The organism is Streptomyces sp. NPDC054813, assembly GCF_053611365.1.
On the sequence record NZ_JBSHAF010000005.1, the window covers coordinates 348,564 to 367,290 of the forward strand.

Here is an 18,727-nt window from a genome sequence, read left to right on the forward strand (position 1 = left end):
TCGGCGTCGCGCGGGCGGGGGTGTGCGCGGCGGGCGGCCGGCCTGCCCCGCGCCGCGCAACGCCCCCCCCCCCCCCCCCCCCCCGGGCCCCGCCCCCCCCCCCCCCCCCCCCGGTCCGAGGTCCACCCGTTCGAGTGACCGGATGATCCGTGGTGTTCCGTTACGCCTGTCCGCGCACGCCCTTCGCCAGGTCACCGGCGAGTTCCCGGACGGCCACCACGCCGGCCGCGTCGTCCGGCGCGTCCAGCATCCGCTTCACGAAGGCCGAGCCGACGATCACCCCGTCGGCGAAGCCGGCGACCTCGGCGGCCTGGGCCGCGTTGGAGACACCGAGGCCGACACAGACGGGCAGTCCGGTGCCGGTGGCCCGGGTGCGTTCCACCAGGTCCTGGGCCTGTGCGCCGACCGATGCCCGGGTACCCGTGACGCCCATCAGGGAGGCCGCGTAGACGAAGCCGCTGCCGGCCGCCGTGATCTGCGCGAGCCGCTCGTCCTTGCTGCTGGGCGCCACGACGAAGACCGTCGCGAGGCCGTGCTTCTCGGCGTGCTCCCTCCACAGGGCCGACTCCTGGACGGGCAGGTCGGGCAGGATGCAGCCCGCGCCGCCCGCCTCGGCCAGCTCGGCGGTGAAGCGCTCGACACCGTAGCGGTCGATGGGGTTCCAGTACGTCATGACGAGGATCGGCTTGCCGGTGGCCGCGTAGGCCTCCTTGACCGTGCGCATGACGTCCGCGATCTTGACGCCGCCGCGCAGGGCGATGTCGTCGGCGGTCTGGATGACCGGGCCGTCGAGCACCGGGTCGCTGTGCGGCAGCCCGACCTCGACGACGTCAGCGCCGCCGTCCAGGACGGCCTTGATCGCCTCGATGCCGCCGGCCACGGTCGGGAACCCGGCCGGGAGGTAGGCGATCAGGGCGCTGCGGCCCTCGGCCTTGGCACCCGCGAGGGTGTCGGACAGGAGCTGAATGTTCCCACTCACTTGGCGTCCCCCTCGATCTCGGCGGTGGCGGTGGCGTCGGCGGCGACCTCGGCGTCGGTGTCGTACAGCCCGAAGTAGCGGGCGGCGGTGTCCATGTCCTTGTCGCCGCGGCCGGACAGGTTGACGACGATCAGCCCGTCCTTGCCGAGCTCCCGGCCGACCTCCAGGGCGCCGGCGAGGGCGTGCGCGCTCTCGATGGCCGGGATGATGCCCTCGGTGCGGGACAGCAGGCGCAGGGCCTGCATGGCCGCGTCGTCGGTGACCGCGCGGTACTCGCCGCGGCCGGAGTCCTTGAGGTAGGAGTGCTCCGGGCCGATGCCCGGGTAGTCCAGACCGGCCGAGATCGAGTACGGCTCGGTGATCTGGCCCTCGTCGTCCTGGAGGACGTAGGACCGGGAGCCGTGCAGGATGCCGGGCTCGCCGGCGGTGAGGGTGGCCGCGTGCTCGCCGGTCTCGATGCCGTGGCCCGCGGGCTCGCAGCCGATGAGGCGGACACCCTCGTCGGGGATGAAGGCGTGGAAGAGGCCGATGGCGTTGGAGCCGCCGCCGACGCAGGCGATCGCCGCGTCGGGGAGGCGACCGACCCGCTCCAGGAGCTGGCGGCGGGCCTCGACGCCGATGACCCGGTGGAAGTCGCGGACCATCGCCGGGAAGGGGTGCGGTCCTGCGACCGTACCGAAGAGGTAGTGGGTGTGGTCGACGTTGGCCACCCAGTCGCGGAACGCCTCGTTGATGGCGTCCTTCAGGGTGCGGCTGCCGGACTTCACGGAGATGACCTCGGCGCCGAGCATGCGCATCCGGGCCACGTTCAGGGCCTGGCGCTGGGTGTCGATCTCGCCCATGTAGATGGTGCAGTCGAGGCCGAACAGCGCACAGGCGGTGGCCGTCGCCACGCCGTGCTGGCCGGCGCCGGTCTCCGCGATCACCCGGGTCTTGCCCATGCGCCTGGTGAGCAGTGCCTGGCCGAGCACGTTGTTGATCTTGTGGGAGCCGGTGTGGTTGAGGTCCTCGCGCTTGAGGAAGACGCGGGCGCCGCCCGCGTGTTCCGCGAAGCGGGGCACCTCGGTGAGGGAGCTGGGGCGGCCGGTGTAGTTGACCATCAGGTCGTCGAGTTCGCGGGCGAACTCGGGGTCGTGCTTGGCCTTGTCGTATTCGACGGCGACCTCGTCCACGGCGGCGACGAGGGCCTCCGGGATGAACTTGCCGCCGAAGGCGCCGAAGTAGCCCTCGGGAGAGGGCACCTGGCCTTCTGGGTCAGGGAAGAAGTACTCGCTGGGCATGCGGAAACCTCACGGTGAGTGCGTGTGAAAAGACACTGTTCGCCGTGGGGGCGGAGCTTGCTGTACGACCTCAGGCCGTGTGCGGCTGGTCGCGCTCACGCGACGGAGTCGCATGGTCAGATACAGCCCCGCGCCCCTTGGGGGCGCGCTGCCATCGACGCCCGTTGACCTGCCCAGGTTCGTCTCCGATGACATAACGCACGCGGCGGCCGTGGACGCGCCTCGCCGGGGCTCGGCAGCCCCGGGGGCGGCAGCCGCGCGCGAGGCGGGCGTACCGGTCCACGGTCGTCACGGTCAGAGTCATCGGTGTCAGCCTACCGGGTGATCAGGGGCGGCCGTGGCGCAGTGCCGGGTGTTCACCCGCCGCCACCAGGTCGGCCACCGCCGACTTGGGGTCGCGGCCGGTCACCAGGGACTCGCCGACCAGGACCGCGTCGGCACCGGCGTTGGCGTAGGCGATCAGGTCGTGCGGGCCGCGGACGCCGGACTCGGCGACCTTGACCACGGTGTCGGGGATCTCCGGGGCGACCCGCTCGAAGGTGGAGCGGTCGACCTCCAGGGTCTTCAGGTTGCGCGCGTTGACGCCGATCACCTTGGCGCCCGCGTCCACCGCGCGCTCGGCCTCGTCCTCGTCGTGCACCTCGACGAGCGGGGTGAGGCCGATGGAGACCGCGCGCTCGATCAGCGACTCCAGGGCCGGCTGGTCGAGGGCGGCGACGATCAGCAGCGCGAGGTCGGCGCCGTACGCGCGGGCCTCCCACAGCTGGTACGACGTGACGATGAAGTCCTTGCGCAGGACCGGGATGTCCACACGGGCCCGGACCGCCTCCAGGTCGGCCAGCGAGCCGCCGAAGCGACGCTGCTCGGTCAGGACCGAGATGACGGCCGCGCCGCCCGCCTCGTAGTCCGCGGCGAGCCCGGCCGGGTCGGCGATCGCGGCCAGCGCGCCCTTGGACGGGCTGGAGCGCTTGACCTCGCAGATCACCTTGACGCCGTCGCCGCGCAGTGCGGCCACGCCGTCCTTGGCGGCGGGCGCCTTCGCCGCGCGCTCCTTGAGCTCGTCGAGGCTGACGCGCGCCTGCCGCTCCGCGAGGTCGGCACGGACTCCGTCGATGATCTCGTCGAGCACACTCACGCGAGCGGTCCCCTTCCGGTTCCGGACGGTTCTTCCGAGCGGGTCGAAACCCTTGCGGGTCAAAACCCATGGTCACATCGATGGTATCCGCAGGACGGCGCCGACCTCGCATCCGGCCGAGGCCCGATCCCGCTACCTGGACGTTTGCCAGTTGATCAAGGATGCAACCAGCCGACGAAGGGCAGATTCCGGACAACGGTGAAGACCAGCAGCACCGCGCCCAGGGTCCACATCGGGACCGGCCTGAGCTCGATCCGGGCGGGCCGGCCGCGTGCCGCGCGCACCACCCAGATGGTCCACACCACGGCGAAGGCCAGATAGGCGGCCACACCCGCCGCGTTGTCCCGCAGCGCGGCCAGGAAGTCGCCGTGGATGAACGCGTGCGCGCTGCGCAGGCCGCCGCAGCCGGGGCAGTACAGGCCGGTGAGCCGGTAGAGGGGGCAGACCGGGTAGTGGCCGGGCTGGTTGGGGTCGACCGTGCCGACGTAGGCGAAGGCCCCGACGACGGCGGCCAGCACCCCCGCGGGCACGGCCAGCCGTCCGCGCAGGGAGGGCGGCGCCGGGGCGGCCGCGCTGGAGGTGTCGGCGTTCACGCCTCGCATTGTGCCCCGTACGGTCGGCACATGCGCGCGAGGGGCGTCCCGATGTCTCGGGACGCCCCTCGGGAAGCGCTGCAAGCGCTGTCGATCAGCCCTCGGCGGTGACCGGCTCGCGGGTGACGGCCGGGGCGCTGTGCGCCGTCACCAGGGCGGTCTGCTTCGGCATGCCGAGGCCCATGGCGCGCATGATCATGCCGACCACGCCACCGAGGACCACGATCACCATGCCGGCCCAGAAGCCCACCGGCTGGGCCATCACCATGAAGGCGCCCGCGACGCAGAAACCGATGAAGGCGATGGTGACGCCCGTCCAGGCGGCCGGGGTGTGACCGTGGCTGCTGCCCGCCATGACTTGCTCCTCGTTAGCTGGTGCGTGTCGTACGTGCCGTCCGTGGCCGCGCTCGTACGGGTCCGTTCCGGACGCTCGACTTCCATTGTCACGTACCCGCACGCCTGCCGTGAGCGGGGGGAGCGTCTGATTCGCCACATCCGGGCACTTGAGCCCGTCGTCAAGCGCCCGAAGGGGCGCGGGGCCGTGTTCGATGGGCGGCTCCGCCGCGTGGGCGCGACCAGCCGCGACGGCGCCGCAGACGGCAGACGGCAGACGGCAGACGGCAGACGGCAGACGGCAGAGCATCTCATCGCGGCGCCCCCAGCGGAGCGCTCAGGCTCCCGTGGGGTCCTCGCCCCGGTCCAGGGCCTTCCAGATGTCCTCGGGCCGGTCCGGGTCGACCGGCTTCGGTGCGCGGCGCGGCCGCTCCGCCCCCGTGCCGCGCTCGTAGCGGCCGGACATGGCGGGCCAGAGACGGCCGTAGCGCAGCGCGAGCAGTCCGGCGATCAGGATGAGCGCGCCGCCGGCCGCGGCGACGTACGGCCAGCCGGTGTGGCTGAGGGCGTCGACCGCGGCGGAGGAGTCGCCACTGGCCTCGGCGGCCTTCTCGTCCAGCGCGGAGCCGTCGGAGGCGCCCGCCAGGGCGGCGACGACGATACCGGCGCCGGAGAGCGCGAGGAGCCCGGAGACCAGGAAGCGGCCGGCCCTGCGGACGGCGAAGACGGCGACGAGCGCGGCGAGGCCCACTATGGCGAGGGCCGCGGGAACGCCCGTGACGTCGCTGCCCTTGGCGGTCAGCGGGAAGGCGCCACCGGCCACCGTCGCGGTGCCCTCCGCCCAGCGCTGCCGGCTGGACAGCAGGGCCACGGCCGCGCCGAGCCCACCGAACAACAGCGCGACGGCGAGGCTGCGGCGGCCGGACCCGCTGTGCGCGGCGGCTTGGGAACGGGGGTGAGGAACGGCAGTCACGTACTCCACTATCGCTTGAACCCCGGGCGAACGGTCACCCGGGGTTGAGTGAGAAGCGCCCTACTTGCCCAGTCTGTTGGCCGTGTGCACCGCGCGCAGCACCGCCGCCGCCTTGTTGCGGCACTCCTGGTCCTCCGCGACCGGGTTGGAGTCGGCGACGATGCCCGCGCCGGCCTGGACGTACGCCGTGCCGTCCCGCAACAGGGCGGTACGGATGGCGATCGCGGTGTCGGAGTCGCCGGCGAAGTCGAGGTAGCCGACGCAGCCGCCGTACAACCCCCTTCTGGACGGCTCCAGTTCGTCGATGATCTGCATCGCCCGGGGCTTGGGGGCGCCGGAGAGGGTGCCGGCCGGGAAGCAGGCGGTGAGGACGTCGAAGGCGGTACGGCCCTCGGAGACCTTGCCGGTGACCGTCGAGACGATGTGCATGACGTGCGAGTACCGCTCGACGGACATGAAGTCGACGACCTCGACGGAGCCCGGTTCGCAGACCCGGCCCAGGTCGTTGCGTCCGAGGTCGACGAGCATCAGGTGCTCGGCGCGCTCCTTGGGGTCGGCCATCAGCTCGTCGGCGAGGTCCTGGTCCTCGCGCGGGGTGGCCCCGCGCGGCCGGGTGCCGGCGATGGGGTGGACCATGGCCCGGCCGTCCTCGACCTTGACCAGGGCCTCGGGGGACGACCCGACGACGTCGAAGCCCTCGAAGCGGAAGAGGTACATGTACGGCGAGGGGTTGGTGGCCCTAAGGACGCGGTAGACGTCCAGCGCGCTCGCCGTGCACGGGGTCTCGAAGCGCTGTGAGGGGACGACCTGGAAGGCCTCGCCGGCGCGGATGCGCTCCTTGATGTCCTCGACCGCGGCCTGGAAGTCGGGGCCGCCCCACAGGGCGGTGTACTCGGGGAGCTCGGAGGGGGGCAGGGCGGCCGGGGGCTGGGCGACCGGGCGGGAGAGGTCGGCCTCCATGGCGTCCAGGCGGGCGATCGCGTCGGTGTAGGCCTCGTCGACGCCGGTGTCGAGGTCGTTGTGGTTGATCGCGTTGGCGATCAGCAGGACCGAGCCCTCCCAGTGGTCCATCACCGCGAGATCGCTGGTGAGGAGCATGGTCAGCTCGGGCAGCCCGAGGTCGTCCCGCTCCCCCGGGCCGATCTTCTCCAGGCGGCGCACGATGTCGTAGCCCAGATAGCCGACCATGCCGCCGGTGAACGGGGGCAGGTCCTCCGCGTGCGGGGTGTGCAGGGCCTCGATGGTGGCGCGCAGGGCGGCCAGCGGGTCGCCGTCGACGGGCACGCCGACCGGCGGGGCGCCGAGCCAGTGGGCCTGGCCGTCACGGGCGGTGAGAGTGGCCGCGGAGCGGACGCCCACGAACGAGTAGCGAGACCATTGGAAGGCTGTGCGGCCGTTCTCGGCGGACTCCAGCAGGAAGGTGCCGGGGCGCTCGGCGGCAAGCTTGCGGTAGAGCGCGACCGGGGTGTCGCCGTCGGCGAGGAGCTTGCGGGTGACCGGGATGACACGCCGGTCGGTCGCCAGCTTGCGGAAGGTCTCTAGGTCCATGGCGGCAGACCTTACTGATCGGAGGCCGGGACGCCGGAATCGGCACCGTCCTTGAGGAGCACGTCGGCGTCGAAGCAGGTGCGGTCGCCGGTGTGGCAGGCGGCGCCCACCTGGTCGACCTTGACCAGCAGGGTGTCGGCGTCGCAGTCGAGGGCGACGGACCTGACCCACTGGAAGTGACCGGAGGTGTCGCCCTTGACCCAGTACTCCTGGCGGCTGCGCGACCAGTAGGTGCAGCGGCCGGTGGTGAGGGTGCGGTGCAGCGCCTCGTCGTCCATCCAGCCGAGCATCAGTACCTCGCCCGTGTCGTACTGCTGGGCGATGGCGGGCACGAGGCCGTCGGCGCTGCGCTTGAGGCGGGCGGCGATCTCCGGGGCGAGGCCGCTGGGCGGGGGCGTACCGGTCGTACTGGTCATGGGTGCCATTGTGCCGCGCGGCACCGACAGTCACGGACCGTGTCCACTGTCCGGACCGTGCGTGGGGCCGTAGGCTGGCACCATGTCGACCTTCGCCAAGCGTGAACGGCTTCTGCTCGCCGACCTCTTGGAGACCGCCGGTCCCGAGGCGCCGACCCTCTGCGAGGGCTGGGCGACCCGTGATCTGGCCGCGCACGTGGTGGTGCGCGAACGCCGGCCGGACGCGGCCGGGGGCACGCTGATCAAACAGCTCGCGCCACGCCTGGAGAAGGTGATGGCCGAGTTCGCCGCGAAGCCGTACGAGGAGCTTATCCAGCTGATCCGTACCGGCCCGCCGCGGTTCTCGCCGTTCCAGCTCAAGCAGGTCGACGAGGCGGCCAACACGGTGGAGTTCTACGTCCACACGGAGGACGTCCGCCGCGCCCAGCCGGACTGGTCGCCGCGCGAGCTGGACCCCGTCTTCCAGGACGCCCTGTGGTCCCGTCTGGAGCGCACCGCACGGCTGCTGGGCAGGGGCGTGCCGACGGGCCTGGTGCTGCGCCGTCCGGACGGCCAGACGGCCGTCGCCCATCGCGGCGCCCCGGTGGTGACGGTGACCGGCGAGCCCTCCGAGCTGCTGATGTTCGCCTTCGGCCGGCAGAACGCGGCGAAGGTCGCGGTGGACGGCGACGAGAACGCGATCGCCAAGCTCCACGAGTCCAAGCAGCTGGGCATCTGAGGGGCCCGCGGTGATCAAGGTCGCGATGACGAGCGTGTTCGTGGACGACGTGCCGAAAGCGCACGTCTTCTACACCGACGTCCTGGGCTTCGAGACCCGCACCCACCTCGACCTGGGCGGTGGAACCCTGTTCATCACCGTCGGCGCGCCCGGCGGCGCCCAGCCGGACCTCCAACTGCTCCTGGAGCCCGGCCAGGGCACCATCGCGGAGCCGTACCGCAAGGCCGTGTATGAGGCGGGCCTGCCGGCCATCGTCTTCTCGGTCGACGACATCCGCGCGGAGTACGACCGCCTGCGCGCCCTCGGCGTCCGCTTCACCCACGAGCCGCAGGAACAGGGCCCGGTGATCGCGGCCGTCATGGACGACACGGTCGGCAACCTGATCCAGCTGACCCAGCCGAAGGGCTGAGCGGTCTCAGCGGGGCAGTTCGGCGCGGCGCAGCCCCGGTACGGCCACCGCGACGACCCCGCCGAGCCCGCAGACGGCGGCGCTGACGACGTAGACCGGGCCGAGTCCGAAGACGCCGCTCGCGGCGGCCGTGAACGGCATGCTCAGCGGGGTCAGACCCAGGCTGATCAGGCCGGAGACGGAGGTGACCCGGCCCCCAGCCCACCCCGGCCGCACCCCAGCCGCGCCGGTCGGCGAGCAGGGTCAGCCCGACGTTGAGGGGGCTGACGAACCCCAGGTCGCCGAGGGCGATGGCCAGCATCAGCGGGGCCAGGACGCGGTGGCGGCGGATGTGGGCGAGCCCGCCCGCAGGTCCTGCCAGGGGGTGGGGTCGGCAGCGCGGCCGTCGGCCGGGAGTTCCCGCACCCGCAGGGTCATCGGCAGGGGGACCGATACGGCGATGAGCAGCCCGGCGAGGCCGAAGGCGGCCGCGGCGCCGCCGACCGCCACGCCGAGGCCGCCGAGCGGGGCGCCGAGGATGCTCGCGACGCGTATGGCGATACCGCGCATGCCCTGCACGCGCGCGAGTTGGTGACAGCTGGTCACGCGCGCGGGGAGGGCGCCCACGGCGGGCATGAACACGTGTCGACGGTGCCGAAGACCAGGGCGAGCGCCGCGAGCAGCCACAGGCCGGGGCTGGTCAGGAAGAGCAGCGCGGCCACGGCGAGGACTGCCGCGCAGCGCACCGCGTCACTGCCGATGGCGACCCGGCGCGGCCCCAGCCGGTCGGCAGGCATCCGGGGTCGTGCAGCAGAAGGCCCCGGCACCCCACCTGGGGAAACCGGGGCCAGGGCTCAGCGCAGCGTCACCGCACGGGATGTCCCGCCTCGCGCAGCGCCTGCTTCACCTCGCCGATCCGCAGGTCGCCGAAGTGGAAGACGGAGGCGGCGAGGACGGCGTTCGCGCCCGCCGCGACGGCCGGGGCGAAGTCGGCCAGCCGACCCGCGCCGCCGGAGGCGATGACCGGGATGGTGACGTGCTTGCGGACGGCCGTGATCATCTCCAGGTCGTAGCCGTCCTTGGTGCCGTCCGCGTCCATCGAGTTGAGCAGGATCTCCCCCGCGCCCAGCTCGGCGGCCCGGTGCGCCCACTCGACCGCGTCGATGCCGGTGCCGCGGCGGCCGCCGTGGGTGGTGACCTCGAAGGTGCCTTCGGGGGTGCGGCGGGCGTCCACCGACAGGACCAGGACCTGGCGGCCGAAGCGTTCCGCGATCTCCCGGATCAGGTCCGGGCGGGCGATCGCGGCCGTGTTGACGCCCACCTTGTCGGCGCCGGCCCGCAGCAGCTTGTCGACGTCCTCGGCCGTGCGCACCCCGCCGCCGACGGTCAGCGGGATGAAGACCTGCTCGGCGGTGCGGCGCACCACGTCGTAGGTGGTCTCGCGGTCGCCGGAGGACGCGGTGATGTCCAGGAAGGTCAGCTCGTCGGCGCCCTCCGCGTCGTACACCTTGGCCATCTCGACCGGGTCGCCCGCGTCCCGCAGGTTCTGGAAGTTGACGCCCTTGACGACCCGGCCGTTGTCCACGTCCAGGCAGGGGATGACTCGGACCGCCAGGGTCATGCCGTGGCCTCCCCTCGGTACGCCTCCACCTCGACCTCGACGACCAGGCTGGGGTCCACGAAGCCGGAGACGATGATCATGGATGCGGCGGGCCGGACGGAGTCGAACAGCTCCTTGTGGGCGCGCCCGACATCGTCCACGTCCCGTGCGTGGGTGACGTACATACGTGTCCGCACCACATCGTCACGGCCGAGGCCCAGCTGCCCCAGCGCTGCGAACGCGACGTTGAAGGAGTTGACCGCCTGCTCGTAGGGGCCGCCCCCGGCGATCTCGCCGTCCACTATGGAGGTGCAGCCGGAGACCAGTACCAGGCCGTTGGGCAGTTCCACCGCGCGGGAGTACCCGAAGGCATCCTCCCAGGGCGCGCCCGTCGTGACACGTCGCAGCTCACTCACGGGGACACCGCCTCCAGTGCTTCTTCCAAGGTGAACGCCTTGGCATAGAGGGCCTTTCCGACGATGGCGCCCTCGACACCGAGGGGTACCAGCCCGGCCAGCGCGCGGAGGTCGTCCAGCGACGACACGCCGCCGGAGGCCACGACCGGGCGGTCCGTCGCCGCGCAGACGTTCTTCAGGAGCTCCAGGTTCGGGCCCTGGAGGGTGCCGTCCTTGGCGATGTCGGTGACGACGTACCGCGCGCAGCCCTCCTGGTCGAGGCGGGCCAGCGTCTCGTAGAGGTCGCCGCCGTCGCGGGTCCAGCCACGGCCGCGCAGGGTCGTGCCCTTGACGTCCAGGCCCACCGCGATCTGGTCACCGTGCTCGGCGATGACCTTGGCGACCCACTCCGGGCTCTCCAGGGCGGCCGTGCCGAGGTTCACCCGGCGGCAGCCGGTGGCCAGGGCGGCCGCCAGCGAGGCGTCGTCCCGGATCCCACCGGACAGCTCCACCTTGATGTCCATCGCCCCGGCGACCTCGGCGATCAGCTCGCGGTTGTCGCCGGTGCCGAACGCGGCGTCCAGGTCGACCAGGTGCAGCCACTCGGCGCCCGACCGCTGCCAGGCGAGGGCGGCCTCCAGGGGGGAGCCGTAGGAGGTCTCGGTTCCCGACTCGCCGTGCACGAGGCGGACGGCCTGGCCGTCGCGGACGTCGACGGCGGGGAGGAGTTCGAGCTTGCTCACAGTGTTCCGATCCAGTTGGTGAGGAGCTGGGCGCCGGCGTCGCCGGACTTCTCGGGGTGGAACTGGGTGGCCCACAGGGCGCCGTTCTCCACGGCGGCCACGAACGGCTTGCCGTGCGTCGACCAGGTCACGAGCGGGGCCCGCAGCGAGGCGTTGTGCGTCTCCAGCGACCAGTCCTGGACGGCGTAGGAGTGCACGAAGTAGAAGCGGGCGTCGGTGTCCAGGCCCGCGAACAGCTCGGAGGCGGCCGGCACGTCCACGGTGTTCCAGCCCATGTGGGGCACGATCTCGGCCTGCAGCGGCTCGACCGAGCCGGGCCACTCGTCGAGGCCTTCGGTCTCCACGCCGTGCTCGATGCCGCGCGCGAACAGGATCTGCATGCCGACGCAGATGCCCATCACCGGCCGTCCGCCGGACAGCCGCCGGTCGATGATCCAGTCCCCGCGGGCCCCGCGCAGGCCCTCCATGCAGGCGGCGAAGGCGCCGACACCCGGCACCAGCAGGCCGTCGGCGTTCATCGCCCTGTCGAAGTCACGGGTTATCTCGACGTCGGCCCCGGCGCGGGCGAGCGCCCGCTCGGCGGACCGGACGTTCCCGAAGCCGTAGTCGAAGACGACGACCTTCTTCGAGGGTGCGCTCAATTCCACACCTCCAGCCTCATGATGCCCGCCACCAGGCACATCGCGGCTCCTATCGAGAGCAGCACGATGAGGCTGGTGGGCATCTTCTGCTTGACGAAGGAGATGATTCCGCCGACCAGGAAGAGGCCGACGACGATCAGCAGGGTGTTGAGCCCGGTCATGGCTTACAGAGCGCCCTTCGTCGAGGGGAGGATGCCGACCGCGCGCGGGTCGCGCTCGGAGGCGTAGCGCAGCGCCCTGGCGAGCGCCTTGAACTGGCATTCCACGATGTGGTGTGCGTTGCGCCCATAGGGCACGTGCACATGGAGGGCGACCTGGGCCTGGGCCACGAAGGACTCCAGGATGTGCCGGGTCATGGTGGTGTCGTACTCGCCGATCATCGGAGCCATGTTCTCCGGCTCCGTGTGCACGAGGTACGGGCGGCCGGACAGGTCCACCGTGACCTGGGCGAGGGACTCGTCCAGCGGGACCGTGCAGTTGCCGAAGCGGTAGATGCCGACCTTGTCGCCGAGCGCCTGCTTGAAGGCGGCGCCGAGGGCGAGGGCGGTGTCCTCGATGGTGTGGTGCGAGTCGATGTGCAGATCGCCGTCGGTCTTCACGGAGAGGTCGAACAGTCCGTGCCGGCCGAGCTGGTCGAGCATGTGGTCGTAGAACCCGACGCCGGTGGCGATGTCGGTCTTCCCGGTGCCGTCGAGGTCGATCTCGACGAGGACCGAGGTCTCCTTGGTGGTGCGCTCCACGCGCCCTACGCGGGTCATGCGTCCAGCTCCTTCTTGACTTCACGTACCGCGTCGAGGAACGCGTCGTTCTCTTCGGGGGTTCCGGCGGACACCCGCAGGAAGCCGGGCACGCCGTTGTCGCGGACCAGGACCCCGCGGTCGAGGATCCCCTGCCAGGCGCGGTGGGGGTCCTCGAACCGCCCGAACTGCACGAAGTTCGCGTCGGACTCGGTGACCTCCAGACCGAGCGCGCGCATCTCGGCGACCAGCCGGTCCCGCTCGGCCTTCAGCTGCTCGACGTACTTCAGCAGGGTGTCGGTGTGCTCCAGGGCGGCCAGCGCGGTCGCCTGGGTGATCGCCGACAGGTGGTACGGCAGCCGGACCAGCTGTACGGCGTCCACCACCGCGGGGTGCGCGGCGAGGTAGCCGAGGCGCAGGCCGGCCGCGCCGAAGGCCTTCGACATGGTCCGGGACACGACGAGATTCGGCCGACCTTCGAGCAGCGGCAGCAGCGAGGCGCCGTGGCTGAACTCGACGTACGCCTCGTCGACGATCACCATGGACGGCCGGGCCTCCTGGGCCGCGTCGTACAGCGCGAGGACCGTCTCGGCGGGCACCGCGTTGCCCGTGGGGTTGTTGGGGGTCGTGATGAACACGACGTGGGGCCGGTGCTCGGCGATCGCGCGGGTGGCGGCCTCGACGTCGAGGGTGAAGTCGTCCTCGCGCGGACCGGAGATCCACCCCGTGCCGGTGCCGCGCGCGATCAGCGAGTGCATCGAGTACGACGGCTCGAAGCCGAGCGCGGTACGCCCGGGTCCGCCGAAGGTCTGCAGCAGTTGCTGGATGACCTCGTTGGAGCCGTTGGCCGCCCAGACGTTCTCGACGGCGAGCGGGTGGTTGCCGGTCTCGGTCAGGTACCTGGCCAGCTCGGTGCGGAGCTGGACCGCGTCCCGGTCGGGGTAGCGGTTCAGGTCCCGGGCGGCCTCGCGCACCCGCTCGGCGATCCGCTCGACCAGCGGCTCGGGCAGCGGGTAGGGGTTCTCGTTGGTGTTCAGTCGTACGGCGACATCCAACTGGGGCGCGCCGTAGGGGGACTTGCCGCGCAGCTCGTCCCGTACGGGGAGATCGTCGATTCCGAAGTTCACTTGCTCGCCGGTACCTTCCACCCGAACCTCGCCTTGACCGCCGCGCCGTGGGCCGGCAGGTCCTCCGCCTCCGCCAGCGTGACCACGTGGTGCGCGACGTCGGCCAGCGCCTCCCGCGTGTAGTCGACGATGTGGATGCCGCGCAGGAAGGACTGCACGGACAGCCCGGAGGAGTGGCAGGCGCAGCCGCCGGTGGGCAGCACGTGGTTGGACCCCGCCGCGTAGTCGCCGAGGGAGACCGGCGCCCAGGGGCCGACGAAGATCGCGCCCGCGTTGCGGACCCGGCCGGCCACCGCGGCGGCGTCGGCGGTCTGGATCTCCAGGTGCTCGGCGCCGTACGCGTCGACGACCCGCAGGCCCTCGTCCACGCCGTCGACCAGGACGATCGCGGACTGCCGGCCCTTGAGCGCCGGGACGATCCGGTCGTCGACATGCTTGGTGGCCGCGACCTGCGGCTCCAGCTCCTTCGCCACCGCGTCCGCGAGATCCACGGAGTCGGTGACCAGGACGGCGGCGGCCAGCGGGTCGTGCTCGGCCTGGCTGATCAGGTCGGCGGCGACGTGCACCGGGTCGGCGGTGGCGTCCGCGAGGACCGCGATCTCGGTGGGGCCGGCCTCGGCGTCGATGCCGATCCGGCCGGTGAAGTAGCGCTTGGCGGCGGCGACCCAGATGTTGCCGGGGCCGGTGACCATGGTGACGGGCGGGCAGGACTCGGTGCCGTACGCGAACATCGCGACGGCGGAGGCACCGCCGGCCGCGTACACCTCGTCGACGCCGAGCAGGGCGCAGGCGGCGAGGATCGTCGGGTGCGGCAGGCCACCGAAATCGGCCTGGGCGGGCGAGGCGAGCGCGATGGACTCGACGCCGGCCTCCTGCGCGGGCACCACGTTCATGACCACGGAGGACGGGTAGACCGACCGGCCGCCGGGCGCGTACAGCCCGACGCGCTCCACGGGCACCCACTTCTCGGTCACGGACCCGCCCGGCACGACCTGGGTGGTGTGGCTCGTACGGCGCTGCTCGCGGTGGACCAGACGGGCGCGCCGGACGGACTCCTCCAGGGCCGCGCGCACGGCCGGGTCCAGCTCCTCAAGTGCCCTGGTCAGGGCCTCGGCGGGCACCCGCACCTGCTTCAGGGTGACCCCGTCGAACTTCTCGGCGAAGTCGATCAGCGCCGCGTCGCCCCGATGATGCACGGCCTCGCAGATCGGACGCACCTTCTCCAGGGCGGCCGAGACGTCGAAGTCGGCTCGGGGCAGCAGGTCGCGCAGAGCGAGTCCCTCGGGGAGGGCGTCGCCGCGCAGATCGATACGAGAGATCACAGGCTCAATTCTCTCAGACGGCACTCGGGGCCCGTTCGCGCGTATCAATGGCTGATACAGAACGTGAGCCAACGGCCGGTACATAGCCTGGCCGGAACCCGGAAGATCACCTTCACGTGTTGTGTTCGAGGGGTGACGGACCGGGCATCACCGGTGGGCGAACACCTGACTGACGAGTAGCTGAGGAAGAAGGAAGAGCCGTGACCGAGGGGGTCCGGGACGTGGAGCTGCCGGACGATCTGACCGCGGCCGAGGCCGGCATGTGGCAGGCCTTCCGCAACGGCAGCGTGTACGACCTGAGCAGCGGCGACGCGCAGATGGACGATCCGCACGGCGGCCACCCCTGGGGGCCCGAGCGGACCGTGCGGGCGCGGATCGTCTGCTGGCTGCTGCTCGACGGGCCGCCGGCGCTCGCGGGTCGGGTGCCCGCGCTGAAGCTGGCCGGCCTGCGGATCACCGGCGCCCTGGACCTGGCGGGCGGCACGGTCACCCCGTACGTGGAGATGCGCGGCTGCCGGTTCGACGACGAGGTCCTGCTGCCGGAGGCGCACTTCACCACCGTGCGGTTCGTGGACTGCGCGGTGCCACGCCTCGAGGCGGCCCGGGTGCGCACGGAGGGTGACCTGCATCTGCCGCGCTGCCGCTTCCTGGGCGGGGTCCGGCTGACCGACGCGCACATCGGCACCGACCTGCTGCTGAACCAGGCGGTGGTGTACCGGGACCGCAGCGGACGGTCGATCGCGGCGGACGGCATGACGGTCGGGCAGGATCTGCAGGCGGAGCTCCTGGAGTCGTACGGGGAGCTGAGCCTGCGCAGCGCCAAGGTGGGCGTGTCACTGAGCCTGCGCGGGGCCCGGCTGCGCAATCCCCACGGGCGGTTCGCGCTGAACGCGCCCCAGCTGACCGTCGGCCGCACCCTGTACCTGACCCCGGCCGGGGTGGGCGGCCCCTGGCAGAGCGGCACGACCCCGGCGCGCGGGACCCGGATCCAGCGGTTCGAGTGCCAGGGCGGGATCCGGCTGGACGACGGGCGGTTCGGGGACGCCGTCGACCTGGAGCGGGCGCGCTTCACCTTCACGGACGACCAGGAGCTGTCGCTGCGCCGGGTGCAGGCGCCGGAGCTGCGGTTCCTCGGGGAGGAGCCGCAGCGTGGCCGGGTGGTGCTGTCGGGCGCCCGGACCGTGAACCTGGTGGACCGGGCGACCAGCTGGCCGGGCCCCGGGCGGCTGCACATGGGCGGCTTCGCCTACGAGAACCTGGTTCCGCAGGGTCCGTTCCCGCTGACCCGGCGGCTCGGCTGGGTGGCGGCGGCGACCGCCGAGTACAACCCGGAGCCGTACGAGCGGCTCGCGACCGTGCTGCGGGCCGCCGGCGAGGACGAGGACGCGCGCGAGGTGCAACTCGCCAAGCAGCGCCGGCGCCGCGAGACGCTGCCGGTCGCCGCCAAGTTCTGGGGGTACGCGCAGGACCTGACGGTGGCCTACGGCTACCGGCCGGGCCGGGCGGCGGTGTGGATGGCGGTGCTGTGGGCGGCGGGCACGCTCGCCTTCGCGCACGCCCCTCATCCGCCGATGACCTCCGGCGGGCATCCGGTCTGGGACCCGGCGCTGTTCGTCCTCGATCTGCTGCTGCCGGTGATCGACCTGGGCCAGGTCGGCCAGTGGCGCCTCAGCGGGGGCTGGGAGTGGGCATCCGCCGCGATGATCCTGCTGGGCTGGATCCTGGCGACGACGGTGGCGGCGGGGGCCACCCGGCTGCTGCGACGCGGTTAGGCGCGGTGGGCGCCGTTGGGCTCGGTCGGGCGCGGTAGGCACGGTGGGGCGCGGTAGGGCACGCTGGGCACGGCTGGGTGTGCCTGGCAGGTACCCAACAGGTGAGCAACAGTCACCTTTTGCCTTCCCTTGACCTGGAACCGTACAACTTTCAGGGAGTTGGCCTGGTGGTCTGGCGCGCGCTCGACCTGCGGACTTTCAATGGCGACACCATGGCTTCGCTGCGTGCGCTGTTCCGTCCCACCCGGACGGCAAGGACCACCCCACGCCCCGCCCTCGGCCCGCTGCCGGCCGACGACGAGGTCTTCCTCGACGCGCCCGACGAGCGACTCGCCCCCGTGCTGGTCGCGGCAGGCCGTGGCGAGTACCGGCCCGCCGCGCGACTGCTGGCCGGTACCCGGGCCGCGGCCGAGTGGGAGGCCCGGGACCGGTACGTGCACCGGCTCGCCCTCTTCGCCCGCTCCCGGGCCGAGTGGCTGGGCGACTGGTCCGCGGCCGCCCCCCACGACCCGGACCTGCTCCTGCTGCGGGCCCAGCTGGCGGTGGACCAGGCCTGGCCGTCCCCGGCCCGGACCGAGTTGCTACGCGCGGTGAGTCCCCTGATCACGGCCGCCGCACGCGGCGACGACCGCGACCCGGTGCCCTGGCGGGTGGCGCTGGACCACGCACGCGGCTCCGACGCCGGTCACAAGTACTTCGAGGAGCTGTGGGAGGCGGCGGTCCGCCGCGCCCCGCACCACTACGGCTGCCATGCGGCGGCCCTGCGCTATCTGGGCACGTACTGGCACGGCTCGCACGGCGAGTGCTTCGACTTCGCCGACCTGGCCGCCCAGGACGCCCCGGCCGACTCCCTCGTCCAGGCCCTCCCGGCCCGGGCCGCCTTCGCCTACCTCGCCGACGGCTGCGGCCCGGTGATACCGCGCGCCCGCCTGGACGCGGCGGCCGACCGGGCGATCGCCCTCTCCGGCCGGTTCCCGGCGGCCGACCCCTGGGCGGCCGAGGTCCGCAACAAGCTGATGTACCTCCTGGTCCGGCTGGAGCGCTGGGAGGCCGCCCGCACCCAGCTGCACCTGATCGGCCCGTACGTCACGTCGTTCCCCTGGGACCGCCTGTCCGACGACCCGCTGGGCCATTTCGTACGGCTGCGCGCGCACCTGCTGGCCGGTACCGAACCGCTCCCCGAGGCCGGACCGGTCCCCTCGCAGCGGAGCGCGGGGCGCCCACGGGCCGAGCACGGCGGACATGTTCCCGCCGATGACCACTAGGCTGTGGCGCCGTGACCACCGTCCGTCTTCCCCTCTTCCCGCTGAACTCGGTGCTGTTCCCGGGGCTCGTGCTGCCGCTGAACGTCTTCGAGGAGCGCTATCGCGCCATGATGCGCGATCTCCTGAAGACCCCCGAGGAGGAACCGCGCCGGTTCGCCGTCGTGGCGATCCGCGACGGCCACGAAGTGGCACCGAGCGCGCCGGGCATGCCGGATCCGAGGGCCCAGCCCGACCGGGGGCCGGCGGCCGGCTTCGGGCCCGACCCCCTCAAGTCCTTCCACCGGGTGGGCTGTGTGGCGGACGCGGCGACGATCCGGGAGCGGGCGAACGGCACGTTCGAGGTGCTGGCGACCGGGACCAGCCGGGTGCGGCTGCTCTCCGTCGACGCGTCGGGGCCGTTCCTGACGGCGGAGCTGGAGGAGCTGCCCGAGGAACAGGGCGACGAGGCGGGCGCGCTGGCGGAGGGGGTGCTGCGGGCCTTCCGCCAGTACCAGAAGCGGCTGGCGGGGGCGCGGGAGCGCTCGCTGTCGACGGGCGTCGAGCTCCCCGACGAACCCTCCGTGGTCTCCTACCTGGTCGCCGCGGCGATGATGCACGACATCCCCACCAAGCAGCGACTGCTCCAGGCGCCCGACACGGCGTCCCGGCTCCGCGACGAGCTGAAACTGCTTCGCTCCGAGACGGCGATCATCCGTAACCTGCCGTCACTGCCCGCGGCGGAGCTGACGCGGGCGCCGACGAGCCTGAACTGAGCCGGGGTTT

At 72.4% G+C, this 18,727-nt stretch carries 22 protein-coding genes and 1 pseudogene; 5 read left to right on the forward strand and 18 right to left on the reverse strand.

Annotation, left to right across the window (positions count from 1 at the left end; genetic code table 11):
- Window positions 1-160: 160 nt before the first annotated feature.
- From trpA to hisI, 9 genes are all read right to left on the reverse strand, one after another.
- The gene (trpA, locus tag ACWGJB_RS12480; protein ID WP_453380143.1) at window positions 161-979 is read right to left on the reverse strand and encodes a tryptophan synthase subunit alpha; all 819 of its coding nucleotides are present in this window, start codon (window positions 977-979) and stop codon (window positions 161-163) included.
- Window positions 976-2,259, reverse strand: coding sequence for a tryptophan synthase subunit beta (trpB, locus tag ACWGJB_RS12485; protein WP_453380144.1), 1,284 nt, complete (start codon window positions 2,257-2,259; stop codon window positions 976-978). Before trpB ends, trpA begins: the two co-directional genes overlap by 4 nt.
- A 70-nt stretch (window positions 2,260-2,329) precedes the next feature.
- Window positions 2,330-2,563 (reverse strand): tryptophan biosynthesis modulator TrpM, encoded by a 234-nt coding sequence (trpM, locus tag ACWGJB_RS12490; protein WP_453380145.1) that lies wholly within the window; start codon window positions 2,561-2,563, stop codon window positions 2,330-2,332.
- A 21-nt stretch (window positions 2,564-2,584) separates the two neighbouring features.
- Window positions 2,585-3,394, reverse strand: coding sequence for an indole-3-glycerol phosphate synthase TrpC (trpC, locus tag ACWGJB_RS12495; protein ID WP_453380146.1), 810 nt, complete (start codon window positions 3,392-3,394; stop codon window positions 2,585-2,587).
- A 155-nt stretch (window positions 3,395-3,549) separates the two neighbouring features.
- Entirely contained in the window at window positions 3,550-3,996 is a 447-nt protein-coding gene (locus tag ACWGJB_RS12500) for a DUF2752 domain-containing protein (protein WP_453380147.1), read from the reverse strand.
- Window positions 3,997-4,081: 85 nt separating this feature from the next.
- Complete coding sequence (locus ACWGJB_RS12505; protein ID WP_453380148.1) at window positions 4,082-4,342, reverse strand: HGxxPAAW family protein; 261 nt, start codon at window positions 4,340-4,342, stop codon at window positions 4,082-4,084.
- A 315-nt stretch (window positions 4,343-4,657) separates the two neighbouring features.
- Window positions 4,658-5,302, reverse strand: a complete 645-nt coding sequence (locus tag ACWGJB_RS12510; RefSeq protein WP_453380149.1) for a TIGR02234 family membrane protein — start codon at window positions 5,300-5,302, stop codon at window positions 4,658-4,660.
- 51 nt (window positions 5,303-5,353) lie between these two features.
- Window positions 5,354-6,841, reverse strand: a complete 1,488-nt coding sequence (locus ACWGJB_RS12515) for an anthranilate synthase component I (protein ID WP_453380150.1) — start codon at window positions 6,839-6,841, stop codon at window positions 5,354-5,356.
- Between the two features lie 11 nt (window positions 6,842-6,852).
- A complete protein-coding gene (gene hisI, locus ACWGJB_RS12520) occupies window positions 6,853-7,257 on the reverse strand; it encodes a phosphoribosyl-AMP cyclohydrolase (protein WP_453380151.1) in 405 nt (134 codons plus the stop codon).
- An 82-nt stretch (window positions 7,258-7,339) separates the two neighbouring features.
- Here hisI and ACWGJB_RS12525 point away from each other — a divergent pair, with 82 nt between their 5' ends.
- Window positions 7,340-7,975 (forward strand): TIGR03085 family metal-binding protein, encoded by a 636-nt coding sequence (locus ACWGJB_RS12525; protein ID WP_453380152.1) that lies wholly within the window; start codon window positions 7,340-7,342, stop codon window positions 7,973-7,975.
- Window positions 7,976-7,985: 10 nt separating this feature from the next.
- Window positions 7,986-8,384 (forward strand): VOC family protein, encoded by a 399-nt coding sequence (locus ACWGJB_RS12530; protein WP_453380153.1) that lies wholly within the window; start codon window positions 7,986-7,988, stop codon window positions 8,382-8,384.
- A gap of 6 nt (window positions 8,385-8,390) precedes the next feature.
- Here the strand turns inward: ACWGJB_RS12530 and ACWGJB_RS12535 are convergent.
- The 9 genes and pseudogenes from ACWGJB_RS12535 to hisD all read right to left on the reverse strand — a co-directional run.
- Window positions 8,391-9,154, reverse strand: a pseudogene (locus ACWGJB_RS12535) (MFS transporter); the annotation flags it as partial.
- A gap of 74 nt (window positions 9,155-9,228) precedes the next feature.
- A complete protein-coding gene (hisF, locus tag ACWGJB_RS12540; protein ID WP_453380154.1) occupies window positions 9,229-9,984 on the reverse strand; it encodes an imidazole glycerol phosphate synthase subunit HisF in 756 nt (251 codons plus the stop codon).
- Window positions 9,981-10,379, reverse strand: coding sequence for a RidA family protein (locus tag ACWGJB_RS12545; protein ID WP_453380155.1), 399 nt, complete (start codon window positions 10,377-10,379; stop codon window positions 9,981-9,983). The genes hisF and ACWGJB_RS12545 overlap by 4 nt, the downstream gene beginning before the upstream one ends.
- The gene (gene priA / locus ACWGJB_RS12550) at window positions 10,376-11,101 is read right to left on the reverse strand and encodes a bifunctional 1-(5-phosphoribosyl)-5-((5-phosphoribosylamino)methylideneamino)imidazole-4-carboxamide isomerase/phosphoribosylanthranilate isomerase PriA (RefSeq protein WP_453380156.1); all 726 of its coding nucleotides are present in this window, start codon (window positions 11,099-11,101) and stop codon (window positions 10,376-10,378) included. The genes ACWGJB_RS12545 and priA overlap by 4 nt, the downstream gene beginning before the upstream one ends.
- Window positions 11,098-11,742 (reverse strand): imidazole glycerol phosphate synthase subunit HisH, encoded by a 645-nt coding sequence (gene hisH / locus ACWGJB_RS12555; RefSeq protein WP_453380157.1) that lies wholly within the window; start codon window positions 11,740-11,742, stop codon window positions 11,098-11,100. Before hisH ends, priA begins: the two co-directional genes overlap by 4 nt.
- Window positions 11,739-11,903, reverse strand: a complete 165-nt coding sequence (locus ACWGJB_RS12560; RefSeq protein WP_351695204.1) for a hypothetical protein — start codon at window positions 11,901-11,903, stop codon at window positions 11,739-11,741. The genes hisH and ACWGJB_RS12560 overlap by 4 nt, the downstream gene beginning before the upstream one ends.
- Window positions 11,904-11,906: 3 nt before the next feature.
- On the reverse strand, window positions 11,907-12,500 hold the full coding sequence (gene hisB / locus ACWGJB_RS12565; RefSeq protein WP_453380158.1) for an imidazoleglycerol-phosphate dehydratase HisB: 594 nt from the start codon (window positions 12,498-12,500) through the stop codon (window positions 11,907-11,909).
- Window positions 12,497-13,606, reverse strand: a complete 1,110-nt coding sequence (locus ACWGJB_RS12570) for a histidinol-phosphate transaminase (RefSeq protein WP_453380159.1) — start codon at window positions 13,604-13,606, stop codon at window positions 12,497-12,499. Before ACWGJB_RS12570 ends, hisB begins: the two co-directional genes overlap by 4 nt.
- Window positions 13,603-14,928, reverse strand: a complete 1,326-nt coding sequence (hisD, locus tag ACWGJB_RS12575) for a histidinol dehydrogenase (protein ID WP_453380160.1) — start codon at window positions 14,926-14,928, stop codon at window positions 13,603-13,605. Before hisD ends, ACWGJB_RS12570 begins: the two co-directional genes overlap by 4 nt.
- A 260-nt stretch (window positions 14,929-15,188) precedes the next feature.
- Here hisD and ACWGJB_RS12580 point away from each other — a divergent pair, with 260 nt between their 5' ends.
- The 3 genes from ACWGJB_RS12580 (at window position 15,189) to ACWGJB_RS12590 (ending at window position 18,717) form a co-directional block, all read left to right on the forward strand.
- Window positions 15,189-16,700 (forward strand): oxidoreductase, encoded by a 1,512-nt coding sequence (locus ACWGJB_RS12580; protein ID WP_453380287.1) that lies wholly within the window; start codon window positions 15,189-15,191, stop codon window positions 16,698-16,700.
- A 212-nt stretch (window positions 16,701-16,912) separates the two neighbouring features.
- On the forward strand, window positions 16,913-17,965 hold the full coding sequence (locus ACWGJB_RS12585) for a hypothetical protein (protein ID WP_453380161.1): 1,053 nt from the start codon (window positions 16,913-16,915) through the stop codon (window positions 17,963-17,965).
- 11 nt (window positions 17,966-17,976) lie between these two features.
- Entirely contained in the window at window positions 17,977-18,717 is a 741-nt protein-coding gene (locus tag ACWGJB_RS12590) for an LON peptidase substrate-binding domain-containing protein (RefSeq protein ID WP_453380162.1), read from the forward strand.
- Window positions 18,718-18,727: the final 10 nt, after the last annotated feature.

Excerpts from the sequence above, each read along its gene's own strand:
- trpB (WP_453380144.1), bottom strand. The coding sequence starts at position 2,259 with ATGCCCAGCGAGTACTTCTTCCCTGACCCAGAAGGCCAGGTGCCCTCT.
- trpM (WP_453380145.1), bottom strand. The coding sequence starts at position 2,563 with ATGACTCTGACCGTGACGACCGTGGACCGGTACGCCCGCCTCGCGCGC.
- ACWGJB_RS12500 (WP_453380147.1), bottom strand. The coding sequence starts at position 3,996 with ATGCGAGGCGTGAACGCCGACACCTCCAGCGCGGCCGCCCCGGCGCCG.
- ACWGJB_RS12505 (WP_453380148.1), bottom strand. The coding sequence starts at position 4,342 with ATGGCGGGCAGCAGCCACGGTCACACCCCGGCCGCCTGGACGGGCGTC.
- ACWGJB_RS12515 (WP_453380150.1), bottom strand. The coding sequence starts at position 6,841 with ATGGACCTAGAGACCTTCCGCAAGCTGGCGACCGACCGGCGTGTCATC.
- hisI (WP_453380151.1), bottom strand. The coding sequence starts at position 7,257 with ATGACCAGTACGACCGGTACGCCCCCGCCCAGCGGCCTCGCCCCGGAG.
- ACWGJB_RS12525 (WP_453380152.1), top strand. The coding sequence starts at position 7,340 with ATGTCGACCTTCGCCAAGCGTGAACGGCTTCTGCTCGCCGACCTCTTG.
- hisF (WP_453380154.1), bottom strand. The coding sequence starts at position 9,984 with ATGACCCTGGCGGTCCGAGTCATCCCCTGCCTGGACGTGGACAACGGC.
- ACWGJB_RS12560 (WP_351695204.1), bottom strand. The coding sequence starts at position 11,903 with ATGACCGGGCTCAACACCCTGCTGATCGTCGTCGGCCTCTTCCTGGTC.
- hisB (WP_453380158.1), bottom strand. The coding sequence starts at position 12,500 with ATGACCCGCGTAGGGCGCGTGGAGCGCACCACCAAGGAGACCTCGGTC.
- ACWGJB_RS12580 (WP_453380287.1), top strand. The coding sequence starts at position 15,189 with ATGTGGCAGGCCTTCCGCAACGGCAGCGTGTACGACCTGAGCAGCGGC.
- ACWGJB_RS12585 (WP_453380161.1), top strand. The coding sequence starts at position 16,913 with ATGGCTTCGCTGCGTGCGCTGTTCCGTCCCACCCGGACGGCAAGGACC.